Origin of the sequence: Corynebacterium sp. KPL1814, from assembly GCF_000478175.1 — a bacterium.
In the GTDB taxonomy this organism is placed as follows: domain Bacteria; phylum Actinomycetota; class Actinomycetes; order Mycobacteriales; family Mycobacteriaceae; genus Corynebacterium.
Map to the genome: position 1 here is coordinate 245,594 of NZ_KI515774.1, position 13,384 is coordinate 258,977.

The following is a 13,384-nucleotide window of genomic DNA, read 5'->3' on the forward strand; positions in this document are numbered from 1 at the left end:
GACGTGCCTAGGTCATCAATCAGTTTCGCGATGTCAGGGTTAGCAAGCAGCTTCTTTTCAATCGCATCAATCTTGGCCTTATCAGCTTAGATCTCGTCGTGCCACACTAGTCATTCTGGTCCATCTCCTCATGCAGGCTGGGAACCTACACACAAACCATCAGACACTCTCATGCATTAGGCAACAGCCCTGGAATCTGGTAGTACGTGTTGGCCAGTGCCGTCGGTGTTAGAACTTAACCTAAAATTTTGACTAGAACGAATGCACCGCCGCAGCATCGAGGGCATACCGGTACACCGTAATGATTGGGAAAAGTCAAGTCTCATCTACCTCACCGGTTAAGAGATGGTGGGTCGATCGCATATGGAAATCGCGAAAATAGGCTGCACTACTAAACCTTATGACCTCCGAATATAGATTGAATCTCGTCATCGGCATGCGCGAACGGAATCCGTTCCTGTTCGATGCGTAGCTTGCCTTCGGTGAAAAGGTGGCGATAGGCGCGCTGCTCTTCGGTGGTGAGGTGGCTAAGTGCTGCGGAGCCGTCGCCGGGATCGGGGACCGCGAGGTGGCGGAACGCGGTGACGGTGGCGGTATCCATGAGCAGGGACTCCGTGTGGGGAAAGTGGGCGCGCACGCCGTTGAGGATGCTGAAGCCGGCGGCGTCAAGGTCGCCCCAGTAGGTGATTTCGGCATCGTGGAGCCAGGCAAGGGCGTGAAGTTGGCGGGCGGCATGGCCGGCGCCGAGGATGGCGATGGTGGGTGGGGCGGCATCGGAAAGCAGGGGCAGGGCTAGGAAGGTCTGCTTGTTTTCTACGATGAGAACGCGCGGGGGAGCGGCGGGAAAGAGCTGTGCAGCCTGGGAAAGGGGAACCTCGATATCGGACAGCGCTGGGGCGTGGTTGAGGTAGCGCAGGCGCAGGCGGGCATCGGTGCGGCGCAGCCCCAAATCCGTGATGCCAAAGGGCGAAAGCAGGGCGAGCAGCAGGCGGCGGTGGGTGCCTATCCATTTGCCGTCTACTCCTTCAACTGGGACGGCGCGCTCCCACTCGCCGGAGTCCGGGTGGGCGCGCAGCCAAGTCAAGCATGGTGTCAAGCAGCGCAGATCGTATGCGTTTAGCTCCTTCCACTGGGCATAGGTGCGGTACACGGCGTCGGCGAATGCAGGGGAGTCGGGGAAGATCGCGGCGATGTCGTGTGCGCGCTGTTGCGCACGGGAGTATTCGGCGCTGAGGCCCGCGGCCGCGGCGATACGGGGCGCACCGGTAAGGACCGCGCGGGTGGGAACGGAATTGGTGCCTAGGCCCGTGCGGGACCAATTGCGCGGTTCGTAGTGGATCTCTTCTTGGTGCGGCCAGCGCTGCCAGACGCGGATGAACTCCTGGGTGGCGGGGACATCGCGCGCGGCGTTGGCGGCCGTTGGCGGGTGCAGCGGCCAATCGATACTCAGCGAATCGGGAGTCGACAAAGCCTTCGCAAAGTGGTTGCGCAGGTATTTTGCCGCATGGGTGTGCAGGTCATTAGGCATCCGCATCGGTGGACTCCGGGGATTCCTGGGAGTAGGAGGTGGCATCGATAAGCGAATAGCCCGTACGCGCCTGCGGGCGGCCTTGGATAATGGGCTCGTCGTAATTGACCACGATGGTGCCATCCACGTACGGCGATAGCGTCTGAATGAGTTTGAATGGCGTTGCCAAAATCATGTGGAAGCCAAAGGACGCAAACACGGACATGGCGGTGCGCGTAAAGGCCGGGTCGGCGCGGTCGAAGGCCTCATCCAAAATGATGGAACCGTAGGTAGGAACGTCCTGATCCGGCTCCGCCAGGCGGAAGCGCAGCGCCGCAGCCAAGCAGAAGAACACCAGCTTTTGGGCCTGGCCGCCGGAAAGAGAGGCGGAATCCTGATACGTATTGGCGGTCGTGCCATCGGGATAGCACTCGCGGCCGATGAAGCTGACATGCTTTCGAGTATCGAGAACTAAGTTGCGCCACCGAATATCCTCCGTCTCAGACGAGCCCAAGCGGCTGAGAATCTTATCCAGGGCGTGGTAGCGCGCTACCGCAGCTTCAGGCTCATCGGCACTAATTTCCGCCAGGCTATGGGACGTCGCGGCATCGAGATCGCGCTGGAAGTCCTGCACCACCTGGCCGCGGGCATCCTTCACATCGATCCGCAGTGTGCGATCGCCATTGAAGGGCGTGCGCTCCAGAGACTTATTAATAAACTCCATGCGCTGTTCGATATCGCTACGGGCATGGCGAAGTGAGGAGGCAAGGTGCGATAGGTTTTGCACCGTCGTGCCATTGAGCAGCTCCAAGAACTTCGCGCGAAAATCCGCCAGGCGGTCCGCGCGCAGGAATTTAAGCTTTTCCATACCCTCGCCGGCGAAGCTGGCCTGCGGCTCCAAATCCGCCGCTTCCGCCGGCCACTGCGATAGGTATTTGTGGAGGACGGAGACAATCTTGGTATTCGTCTCCTCGATGCGGCGCGCGGCCGTACGCGCGGTTTCTTGCAGGTTAGCCTGCACCTCATCGCGCCGGGCATCGATGTCATCGATGGTGAGTTTTCTTCTGCCCTTGTGCAGGGCTTCTTCGACCGCCTTGGCGATGCCCTGATCCTCCACCCTGGGCACCGTGCCGATGCTCTGTCGCCGCTGGGTGGAGCGGTTTAGCTCGCCCTCCACGTTGCCGAGGTGTTTTTGGGTTTGATTGAGCTGAGTGCGGGCAGCGGTGAGCTTTTCTTTTGCCTGCTCGTGCGCCGTGGCTAGGGCCTGCGCCTCTGGGGAGGAAGCCAAAGAATCATACTGTTCTTGCAAATCGCGCTTTCGCGCCTCAGCAGAAGCGGTATCAATATCCTGGAACTTAGTCTCCAGTACCCGCTGCGCTTTATCGCGCTGTGTGCGCAAGATATCCATCTTCCGGTTGAGCTCATGGACCTGTTTGGCCATGGCGCGAGCAGTGGCCTTCGCTTCCTCCAATTGGGCACGCAGGAGCTCAATTTTGGCGGTATTGGTAGAACCTACTCGGTACCACCGCGTGCCATTAAAGCGCGTGCGATCATCCTTGATAAAGCGCGTCGAGCCATCCTTATCCTTGGGCCGGCTTTCCAAGCCATCGCGCGTGACGGCCGGGGTCTTGGTTACCTGTTCGAGCGCCGCCACCGAGTTGACGCATTCGTAGTTAAAGCGGCTCGAAATATGGTGGCGCACCCACTGCGCCATGGGGTGATCTTGAAACTCCAATTTGTGGATGAGCTGTTGCGGGCTGCGCGCGGGCGCAGGCGCCGGTGCAAACTCCGGGATAGTGCGGTACTCGAGCCGGGTACCCACATTGCGAGAATTGACCCACTGGTTAATGGCTTCCCGCGCGGTTTCCGGAACGAGCAGGGTGGCGGCGAATCCGTGCAGCAATTTTTGGATCACCGGTTCCCACTCCGCCTGCTGCGGGGCAATATCCAGTAGCTCGCCAGCGAAGGGAAGCTCCGATTCGGCATAGCCAGTATCCCGCGCGAGTTGGGTGCGTAGCTCTACGAGGGCCTTATCGATATTGGTGCGCCGCGAGCTAAATGAGTGCAGCTCACTTTCTAAGGACGCGGATGCTGTCGCTGCATCGCGGGCGGCCACGCCGGCTTCTTGCTGCTGCTCAGTAAGCTGGGCCGAGTCAGCCTCGAAGTCCGCGATGCGCAGGTGGGCATTTGCCTGCAGCTCGGCGAAGCCGTGCGGGTTGAGCTCAAAGTGGTCGGTCCACTGGTCGGCGGCAGCGGCAAGGTGGTGAAACTCCTTGGAGCGGTGCTCAATTTCCTTCTCCGCGGTTTCAATTTTGGCTTCTAGGGCGGCCAGCTCGCCGGCACTGAGTTGGGAGACGGCTACGGCGGCGCGGCGCTCGGCATCGTCAAGGTGCGTGACCTCCGCTTCGAGCGCCTCGGCCGCAGAGTGTGCCTCTGCTTGCTGGGCGGTCAGCGCGCGGATGCGATAATCCAGTTCTTCTGCCACCAAGCGGGCGCGCACCGCCGGCAGCGCCTCATTCATCGCCTCGGCCTTGTGCTTATCCGCCTCCGCGGTGGTGCGCTGGGAGTGCAATTGGGGGAGGGGAGCCAGCGTCTCAATCTGGGCCTTGACGTCCTCTACCCGCAGGTATGCCTGGCGCAGATCTTCAAATTGCTCCACCGACTCCTCCGCCCGCTCAAAAGTAGACGGCGCATCCAGCATATAGTCCCGGAAGAGCTGGTCCAGGCTGGATAGAGATTTGGCAGACTGCGTGCGGTGCAGCAGGACCTGCCCCTGCTCGCTCTTGATGCCCAGGCGTTTGCGGAAGCGATCCGCAAACGTGGTGTACGTCGGCGTAAATGACGCACCAGGCCCCTTGTACATGGCCTTAATCTTGCGGGTATCCAGGCCTCGGGTGAGTAGGGGGCTGAGCTTATCGATGTCCTCATCTCCCTGCACCACCCCATAGAGCCTTTTAATCTGGCTCACCGAATTTTCACCGCCGTTGAGGCGGAAGATGGCGATGAGGGTGTGCTGCGTGCCAGCCCCATTATCGTAGGTCAACGCCACCACCGAGTTTGTTGCACCCTCACGCAAATACTCCGGGGCAATTTCGCCCGTGTGCGCATTTTCTTGCTGCCGCCACGCCCCGCGAATATAGGAAACGAGGGTGCGCCCATTATGGCGCCCGAGGTCCTGCTGCGATGCCGCGTTGAACTTGAGGTCCTTCTGCGGCACCAATACCGCCGACATCGCATCAAGCAGCGTGGACTTACCCGAACCGGATCCGCCGGTGATGAGGAAGCCCTTGCGGGCTACCGGAATGGAAAAGTAGCCGTGAAAAGTACCCCAGTTAATAAGCTGGATACGGCTAATGCGGAATTGGCCTGGATACAGGTTAGTCATCGGAAGCATCCTCTTGGTCGCCCTCGGCTTCTGCGAGGCGGGCGTATTCGTCCCGGATGGCGGTGACCGTGGCGGCATCGAAAAGCTGGCGCAAGACGGGCGATACCTCGTAACGCCCTTCCGTCTCGGTGACGCTCAGCAGCGAATATTCATTGCGGATGCGTTTAATCGCCGCATTGAAGCGGTTATTAAACCCAGCCTCATCGCGGTTATCAACCGCGCGGACGTATCCAATGCCCTCCCGGAGATCTTCTACATCCACAATCACGCGTTCACCGGGCAGCGCCAAACCAAGTTCCTGGCGCAGGTTCAGCAGGATGGCGGTATCGATGTGCTTGAGCTTATCCGTGCGCAGCACCTGCGGAATGGGCAGCGTTTCCTCTTCTACCATCCGGGTAAAGGCAAACCCTTCTCCTTCATCGACCACCAGCTCGAGGAATACCTCATGCAGGCGGGCGCGCAGGTTGTCTTCGTCCGAGATGATGGCGGACCATAAGACAGGTTCCTTGTGCGCACGCACCAGCGGGCCTTTCAAAAGCTGCACCAAGGCGCGGCGCGAATTATAGGTTAGCGATCCTTTATCGTTTTCCCACAGCGGGGGCTCATGCGCGGAATCGACGCGGTGGTTATCAGTAGCGGTCACTACAACTCCTCAACGGTGGTGCTATCGAAATACATAGTAGGGATATACGCCGCGCGAATGGTCCCATCTTCTTCGGTCCAAGTGACCTTTTCATGGGCGTCATGCAAAGCCGGTAGCGGGTGCTGGTCCGCAATGTGTACCAAACCCACGACGCTGGCCAGGCCCTGTGTGGGCGGGTACGCCTGTAATACCTGGCCAATCGTGCATGGACCCGCCTTGCCGACGGCCCCGCGAATCGCCGCATGCAGTTCCTCAAAGTCAATCTCTGACTCGCGCACTAACTCATACAACGCCTTCGCATTCTCTTGGCCTGGCTGGAAGGCCTCCGGTGCTTCCTCCACGACCTCGCGTCCCGGGTTGGCTAGTTGGATGCGCGAGACTGAATGAATGGACATGCCGATGCGCTGCAGGGGCGTTTCCATGCGGTGAAAGGCTTTCAGCTCCGATCCTTGCGCTGCATCAATGGCCATGCCCCGTGCCTCGCGCAGTAGCTCAATCATGCGGCGGTCTTCGGCAAATTGTTCTGAAGAGACATAGTTGCGCAAGCTGCGCGCCAGGCCAGTCATCGTTTGATTGACTTCGAAGCTCGTTTCTTCCATATCGCGGAAGAGGTTCCGCAGCTGCCGCCGGTTTTCTGGCGCTAGCTCTTGGCCAACGTCGCTTTCTAGAACCTGCTTAATCCACTGGTCCAGCCACGCGCTGCGTTCTCTATCCATGAGGTAGGAATAGAATCCGCGAAAGCTACGCCCCGCGTCCGATTCTGCGATGTGGTCTACACCGCTGAAGATTTCCTCGAGCACCTCGCCGCGGTAGCCTTCTGGATCCAACAGCTGCCGACGTAGCCTGTGATTGAGGGCTTCGAGTTCATGGCGCACCCTGGCGAAATCACTTGGTACCGCCATGGCCATGTTCAGCACGTCTTGGACGCGCTCCTGCGTCTCTGCCGCAGTCAGCCTTTCAAACTGCCCCAAATGAGCTTTTTCAATTTCGCGGTCAATGCGGTCTCGCTCCGCCTCTAAGCTGGCGACGCGGCTCGAAATATCCTCATTCGTATCCCGAGCCAAGCGCTGCAGAGCCGAGCCGATAGATTCCACACGCGATGCCGTGACCGTAGTAACCGGAGTTTCCCAACGCTCAACGGCCTCGAGCGCGGACAGCGCTTCCTCGCTTGGCTCCAAGGTTTCCCCGCGCGAGCTCCTGCCAGATTTGCGGACTAGCCAACCAGCTTTTACCCAATCATTGCAATAGCTTTGCGGTGTGCGCGGCATCGGGAACTCACTGGCAAGCACCTCGAAGTCGGTGACCATGAGCTCATATATCTCCGCCGCCGGCCGCGCTCGAGTACCGCGGGGGAAATACTCAGAAATCAGCGCCAAAATCACCGGAGCGTTTTCGGCTGCCAGTAACCGCACGGCAGCGGAATCCTTTAATAACCGCCGCAGTGAAAGGGCGCGAGCTTCAACAGACATGATTCGATTTTGTCAGCTACGCCGGACACTTGCAGCGGAGTTTGATTCACTAATTCGAATCATAGGGTTGGCCCGCGCACGGTGGCGCTGCGCAGGCCAAGAACTGAGAGTCCGTGCTAGTCCTGATTAGTCCTGTGCGACGGTGACGTTGACGTCGATATTGCCGCGGGTGGCGTTGGAGTAGGGGCAGACCTGGTGGGCGGCATCGGCAAGCTCTTGTGCCTTGTCGTGGTCCTGTGCGGGGATGATGACCTCGAGCTCAACGGCGAGCTTGAAGCCTTCGCCTTCCTTGCCAATGGACACGCGGGCGCCCACGGAGGAATCGCCCAACTCAGCCTTCTCGCTGCGGGCTACTGCCTGCAGGGCGGAGTGGAAGCAAGCGGCATAACCAGCAGCGAAGAGCTGCTCCGGGTTGGCTCCATTGCCATCGCCACCCATTTCCTTCGGGGTGGCCATATTGAAATCAAGGTCAGAATTTTGCACTACGGCGCGGCCATCGCGGCCTGCTCCAGTAGCGAGTGCTTCAGTGGTGTAAAGGGCGTCCATGATTACTCCTTTTCTAAAGTCATTTTCGTACTAGTAGTGAGTACAGACGCCGATTGTACTCAGAATTTTTATCCGTGTTTTTCGAGGTCAGCGAAGGAAGCGGCTTTGGGAAGGGTGAGAAAAGGCAATATGCCTAAGCATGCGCCGAAGACCTACTCAACCCGCGCCGGGGGAGTGGGCGCCCCTTCCGGTGGAAGGACCTTGGGGTAGTGCTTTGATTGGCTTGCAAACTTAACCCACCGAAAAGACGGTGAAGACAAAGGGAGCCTTAAATTATGGAGATAGAAAATAATCCCCGCTGACGCGGGGAACTAGTCAATTGACTATTCAAGTGAGCACTGACATGGGCTCATCCCAGCGTTAGCTGGGAGTTTGGCATTGGGCCTTCTGCTATCTTACCGCACAAATTAATGCAGATTTTACACCCATCCTTAAAAATGCAACATGTCAGTGCTAAGCAGGGTATAGTCTTAAATCATTAGTTGATAACTCCAGTTCACCATAAAAAGTGGACTTGGTGAGCCTGTAGCGGAGATAGAACCATGAAATTGCCAGCGAAGACAGTGGATTTTTGTACTCGTGCAGATGGTTGGGCTGGTCAACGCAGCCAGCAGGCGCGGAGCTTGTGGGCGAAATCGGGCGACGGTGTAGACCATCTCAACCTGCCGCAACATATGGTTGATTCCGCATGTGCTGCATCCTTGGTGTACAACTCTTGGCTTTCTCGTTCAGTAAAGGAGTTCCTGAAAGCCGAGTTACGTGTCTCAGAGACGGATATAGAAGTTCTCTACGTCTTTCTTGCTGGGTCCCATGATGTTGGAAAAGGTGTTAAGACTTTCCAGCGGCTTCTTCTTGACCGCAGTGACGTTGCGCATTTGGTCCACGCCGTTAGCGACGCGGGATTGGATATCGAATTGAGCGCCTCAGAGGCGAATATGTCCAAGCTTCCGCATGGTATTGCCTCTGGTGAAATTTTAGCAATCTGGCTTGTAGAACAGGGACTTACTCTGCCAAAAGCTAACTCATTGGCTGCGGTTGTCAATGCACATCATGGTGCCGCAAGCGGGCCGAATAAAGCGGTCCGAGAATTGATTCAAGATTACCCTTCGGCGTGGCGAATTGTTCATGGTGAACTTCTTGATGCCATGGCGCAACTCTGCGGGGGAAATGAGCTTGCGCAGGTGCTTGCCAAGCTGCCGAAAGTCTCACCCGCCGCTGCGCAACTGCTTACCGGTTTAGTGGTTATGGCGGACTGGATTGCTTCCAATGAAAAGGCATTCAGTTTACGCGTGGAGGGAACTCAACTAGACAGAGTGGCACGGGCTGCAGAACTTATTGACCTGACCTCACCCTGGGAACCGGAAACTCGATTGCATCAAGACATCGACGAGCAATTCCGGCAATCGTTTGGGTGGCCGGCCGAGTTTAAGGCGCGACAAGTACAGCAGGAAATGGTGAAGGCTGCCAAAGAGACCGATGAGCCAGTGCTCATAGTCCTAGAGGCTGAAACAGGCGTAGGAAAAACCGAAGCCGCCTTAGCAGCAGCGGAAGTGCTCGCGGCGCGGAGTGGAGCACAAGGAATCTACTTTGCCGCTCCGACCATGGCTACGGCGAATGGCCTACTGCAAAGGACCATCGAATGGAGCCGAAACGTAACGACGGGTTCGGTTCGATCGATGTACCTTGCACATTCCAAAAATGCATTGGCTAAGCCTTATACGGATTTAAAATTTACGGGAATCAACCGTTACGAAGAAGAAGGCGGCAACGTTGTTGCATCGCAGTGGATGTCGGGACGGCGGCTCGGCATTCTTTCCAATTTCGTGGTGGGTACCGTTGACCAAGTGCTCATGATGGCGCTACAGCAGCGGTTTTCCATGCTGAGGCACGTCGGCCTGGCAGGCAAAGTAGTAATTTTTGATGAGGTTCATTCCTTTGATGTGTATTCCTCCGATTACCTCCGCAGTGCCATCGAATGGTTGGGATTTTATGGTGCCAGCATCATCGTCATGTCCGCCACGTTGCCGGCGGACAAGCGACGCGCATTGGTCAGCGCGTACTCCGACGGTCAATGGCCAGAGGAAGAGCCGACTGGCTACCCACTGATCACAGTGGCGACAGAAGACGAAATTCGTTCTCTAGAGGTTCCAGCGTCTCCAACAGATCTTGAAGCCACAATTAGTTTCCTTGCGGAAGGCGAAGATTCACTGCACGAACTTCTCGGGGAATGGCTCGTGGATGGCGGGTGTGTTCTTATTATCTGCAATACTATCGCACGAGCTCAGGCGGCGTATTCGGAACTCGCCGAAAGCTATGGTGATTGCGTGGAGCTTCATCATGCGGGTTTTGTGGCTTGGGAACGCGTAGAAAAAGAAGATTCATTACGGCGACAACTTGGCCCGGATGCCCACAGGGGAGCAGGTCGGCCGAAGCAAAAAATTGTGGTGGCTACTCAGGTGGCGGAACAGAGCTTGGATATTGATGCCGATGCCCTGATTACTGATATCGCACCTATGGATCTGCTCATTCAGCGCATCGGGAGGCTGCACCGCCACGCGCGTCCTTTCAGCGATCGACCCGAAAACCTGCGCGAACCACAGGTTGTTATTCGCGGGCTAGAAACTTCCTCACCAGTCCCGGAATTTGAATCAGGTGCCGAGGCTATTTACGGCCGTGCGATATTGCTATCAACCTATGCAGTCTTGCCAAATAAGATTCGCCGTCCAGATGACATCGCTCCGCTTGTAGCAGCTGCATATGATCGCAACTTTAAGCCGCCAGAGGCGTGGAACGAATCGTGGGAAGAGGCCATTGCGACGCGTGATTTTGAGGAATCGACAGCGCATTCAGCGTCCTCAACGTTCCGATTGCCAGATCCATGGAGTACCAACGGCCTGGACGCTCTATTTGCACGGCTGCAGGATGATTCCGCAGACGATGCCGAGATCAAAGGCGCGGCCCAAGTTCGTGACGCAGAGCCCAGCGTTGAGGTGATCCCCATCATCGAGACTGATTATGGCTATCGCCCGTGGGGCTGGGATGAAGAAGTCATCGAGGCTGCCGATATTCCGTATAAGCTGGCCTTTCATCTTGCGTCTAGTACAGTACGACTGCCTGTGCGAATGACCCGTTATGACTCGGACTTTGATGCAGTGGTCAATGACCTCGAAGGGGCAACCCCGGCCGAGTGGGGTTCACATTATTTACTGCGGGGACAACTGGCTCTGCCGTTAGATGAAGGGGAAGAGACGCAGGTAGGACGCTTTGTTCTGCGGTATACGAGCCAGCTGGGAATCGAAATTATGAGTGATGGGCGTGAGTGATATGTCCGAGGCACTAGTTAGGCTGAGAGCACCTCCTTTTACTAGGGGCAGCCACATCATCCACCAAATCACTTTTTAAAAGAAAGGAGGCGAAAGATAATGACTGATACAGAAACCTTTAACCTGCTCGATGAGCCATGGATTTTGTGCATGGACAGTGCGGATAATCGCAAGGCGTTGAGCATCCGGGACATATTTTCTGGACAGGGCGATGCCCATAAGATTGTGGGCGATTCACCGACCCAGGATTATGTGGTCATAAGGCTGTTATTGGCTATATTTTGGCGTGCTCATGCGCAAGAATTAGCGGAAGCAGCAGGCGGAAGGCGGAAACGCGCCAGCTTTGATTGGGGCGAATGGTTCGCGGAAATGCGTGAAGAATTATGCGAGACGAAGCGGGACCAAGTTGTTTTAGATTATCTTGATGCCTTTAGAGACCGATTCGACTTACTCTCTGACACTGTTCCCTTCATGCAGGTGGCGGATCTTCACTCGCAGAAAAATGAGACTCGACCGATTTCCTATATAGTTCCAGAAGCCGCTGATGATCATTTCACGATGCGTACGGCTGAGGGGCGGCGGGCAATTCCTCTAGATGAGGCCGCCCGTTGGTTGCTTCACCTGCAAGCTTATGATTATTCCGGTATTAAAACCGGCGCAGTAGGAGACCCTCGCGTAAAGGGTGGTAGAGGTTACCCCATCGGCACAGGTTGGACTGGTCGAACGGGCGGAACTTTGGTGCTTGGAACTGAAGGTCTCCTAGAAACACTTTTGCTGAATACTCCTATGGCAGCTGTTATGACGGAGCAGGGAACTAACCCAATTGAGCTGGATGAACCGGTATGGGAAAGAGAACCTGATACCGCTGCGCAGCGCCGTGGATCGGATGACAAGCTTGGTGCTGTGCCCCAAGGAGCGGCTGATTTGGCAACTTGGCAGGCACGACGAGTGCGCCTAGTAGCTGAAGAAGGCCAGATTACTCGCGTCCTCGTATCGAATGGTGATCGCATTCCGGATGCGGGAAAGAATGTCATGGGTGATCCCATGACGCCGTATCGGTATAGCCCTAACCAGTCGAAGGCCGGCCAAGATGCTTACTACGCGCGTCCCTACAATTCCACCCAGACCATGTGGCGCGCACTTGATGCTTTGGTTGCCGTCGAAGACGACCCAGGTTTCGACCAGAAAAAGGCAAAAGCTCACAAGCGACCAGCCAATCTCAGCAATCTCGCTGCGCTTGACGTTGATGGATATCTAAACCAAGGCGCCTTTGATATTGCCTTGGTTTCGATGGAATACGGACCGCAGGAATCTTCAGTAGCCACCACTTTCAGCACCACGATCGGGCTTCCCCTAGTGGTATTGCGCGAAGATGATCTTGGCAGGCAAGCGCGTAACGCTGTCCGCACTGCCGCACAAAAGACCTATGAAACAGCTGTGAGCTTGGGCTGGTTTGAAGGTCAACTGCGGGTAGCCGCGGGCGATGATTATGAATTCGGCGTTAAGTCTAAGGACAGGTTTTACGCCCAGTTAGAGCCGGAGTTTATTGCGTGGATGCAGACCATTTCTGCTGAAAATGCAGACAGCGCTCAAATCAACTGGCAGGAACGAGTTCGAACAGTAGCCGTCTCCCACGCATTGGAACTGCTGCGCGGCGCCGGGATGAAGGCAATTATCGGCAGGGAAGTAGACGCAGGAGAAGACGGAAGGGGCCGAATCGTCTCAGCTGGATCCCTTTTTCAGCAGCTACAGCGGCGTTTTGATAAGAACCTGCCGTTAACAGGCAAGTCCACACGAAATCAGAATCCTAGCTCACCTATGAAGGAAGGTGTTGCTCATGCATGACACCAGTCATCCGCAGGCAGAAACTGCTGCGGAGTACACAGGCCCGCGTTTGCGAACCTCCGTGGCGCGTACCGCAGAGGCGCTGCAGAATGATTATTTGCATTCGCCACAACACAATAAACAAGCGCGAGCACGTGCAGTCCTAGCCCAATTGCGCAAGTATTCTGCGGTACGTCTTGAACAACATCCCGTGGCACTTGAAGAGGTCCTCCTTTTATTGGAGCCCGCATTGAGTGAACAAGAGATGGGAAAGGGCGCCGCACCATCCGCATCAGAGCTCGCGGCCTTTCAAGCCATGACGATGCTAGGTATCCATCTACAAAGCGCTAGCACTGAAGCACATATTAAAGGCCAAAGCTTCGCACGGGCCTGCGGTCGTTTCTATGCGCACAGTCAGTCACAATCCACGAAACCGCGGTTTGATGCGATGCTCGTATCTCCCGATGAGGCTTCCCGCCTCATACATATTCGTTCCTTGGTAACGCTATTGCGCGGGGAAAATTTGGGGTTTGACTACGGTGCATTTGCACAGGACCTGCGGGTTCTAGGCAGCAAAAACGCTACTCAAAAAGCTCATACACAGCGACAAGGCGTGCTATTGAAATGGGCACGTGACTTCGCACTCGGTTCTTATGCGTCTTCCCAGACCGAACCGACTTCTTAAAA

8 protein-coding genes are annotated in these 13,384 nt (G+C 56.5%); 3 read left to right on the forward strand and 5 right to left on the reverse strand.

The annotated features are described in order from the left end of the window. Positions 1-391: 391 nt before the first annotated feature. From HMPREF1257_RS01180 to HMPREF1257_RS01200, 5 genes are all read right to left on the reverse strand, one after another. A complete protein-coding gene (locus HMPREF1257_RS01180; RefSeq protein ID WP_232208500.1) occupies positions 392-1,528 on the reverse strand; it encodes a Wadjet anti-phage system protein JetD domain-containing protein in 1,137 nt (378 codons plus the stop codon). Continuing rightward, entirely contained in the window at positions 1,521-4,892 is a 3,372-nt protein-coding gene (locus tag HMPREF1257_RS01185; protein ID WP_023023289.1) for an ATP-binding protein, read from the reverse strand. The genes HMPREF1257_RS01180 and HMPREF1257_RS01185 overlap by 8 nt, the downstream gene beginning before the upstream one ends. Then, positions 4,885-5,535: a DUF4194 domain-containing protein gene (locus tag HMPREF1257_RS01190; protein ID WP_023023287.1), complete on the reverse strand. Its 651-nt coding sequence runs from the start codon at positions 5,533-5,535 to the stop codon at positions 4,885-4,887. The genes HMPREF1257_RS01185 and HMPREF1257_RS01190 overlap by 8 nt, the downstream gene beginning before the upstream one ends. Beyond that, positions 5,535-7,004 carry a DUF3375 domain-containing protein gene (locus tag HMPREF1257_RS01195; RefSeq protein WP_034659078.1) on the reverse strand — a complete coding sequence of 490 codons (1,470 nt, stop codon included), beginning with the start codon at positions 7,002-7,004 and terminating at the stop codon, positions 5,535-5,537. The genes HMPREF1257_RS01190 and HMPREF1257_RS01195 overlap by 1 nt, the downstream gene beginning before the upstream one ends. A gap of 126 nt (positions 7,005-7,130) precedes the next feature. Continuing rightward, a complete protein-coding gene (locus tag HMPREF1257_RS01200) occupies positions 7,131-7,550 on the reverse strand; it encodes an organic hydroperoxide resistance protein (protein WP_023023282.1) in 420 nt (139 codons plus the stop codon). 542 nt (positions 7,551-8,092) lie between these two features. Here HMPREF1257_RS01200 and HMPREF1257_RS01205 point away from each other — a divergent pair. The 3 genes from HMPREF1257_RS01205 (at position 8,093) to casB (ending at position 13,382) form a co-directional block, all read left to right on the forward strand. Then, positions 8,093-10,873 carry a CRISPR-associated helicase/endonuclease Cas3 gene (locus HMPREF1257_RS01205; protein ID WP_023023280.1) on the forward strand — a complete coding sequence of 927 codons (2,781 nt, stop codon included), beginning with the start codon at positions 8,093-8,095 and terminating at the stop codon, positions 10,871-10,873. Positions 10,874-10,972: 99 nt separating this feature from the next. Then, positions 10,973-12,718 carry a type I-E CRISPR-associated protein Cse1/CasA gene (gene casA / locus HMPREF1257_RS01210; RefSeq protein WP_023023278.1) on the forward strand — a complete coding sequence of 582 codons (1,746 nt, stop codon included), beginning with the start codon at positions 10,973-10,975 and terminating at the stop codon, positions 12,716-12,718. Beyond that, entirely contained in the window at positions 12,711-13,382 is a 672-nt protein-coding gene (gene casB, locus HMPREF1257_RS01215) for a type I-E CRISPR-associated protein Cse2/CasB (RefSeq protein WP_023023276.1), read from the forward strand. The genes casA and casB overlap by 8 nt, the downstream gene beginning before the upstream one ends. Positions 13,383-13,384: the final 2 nt, after the last annotated feature.

Excerpts from the sequence above, each read along its gene's own strand:
- HMPREF1257_RS01180 (WP_232208500.1), bottom strand. The coding sequence starts at position 1,528 with ATGCCTAATGACCTGCACACCCATGCGGCAAAATACCTGCGCAACCAC.
- HMPREF1257_RS01185 (WP_023023289.1), bottom strand. The coding sequence starts at position 4,892 with ATGACTAACCTGTATCCAGGCCAATTCCGCATTAGCCGTATCCAGCTT.
- HMPREF1257_RS01195 (WP_034659078.1), bottom strand. The coding sequence starts at position 7,004 with ATGTCTGTTGAAGCTCGCGCCCTTTCACTGCGGCGGTTATTAAAGGAT.
- HMPREF1257_RS01200 (WP_023023282.1), bottom strand. The coding sequence starts at position 7,550 with ATGGACGCCCTTTACACCACTGAAGCACTCGCTACTGGAGCAGGCCGC.
- HMPREF1257_RS01205 (WP_023023280.1), top strand. The coding sequence starts at position 8,093 with ATGAAATTGCCAGCGAAGACAGTGGATTTTTGTACTCGTGCAGATGGT.
- casA (WP_023023278.1), top strand. The coding sequence starts at position 10,973 with ATGACTGATACAGAAACCTTTAACCTGCTCGATGAGCCATGGATTTTG.
- casB (WP_023023276.1), top strand. The coding sequence starts at position 12,711 with ATGCATGACACCAGTCATCCGCAGGCAGAAACTGCTGCGGAGTACACA.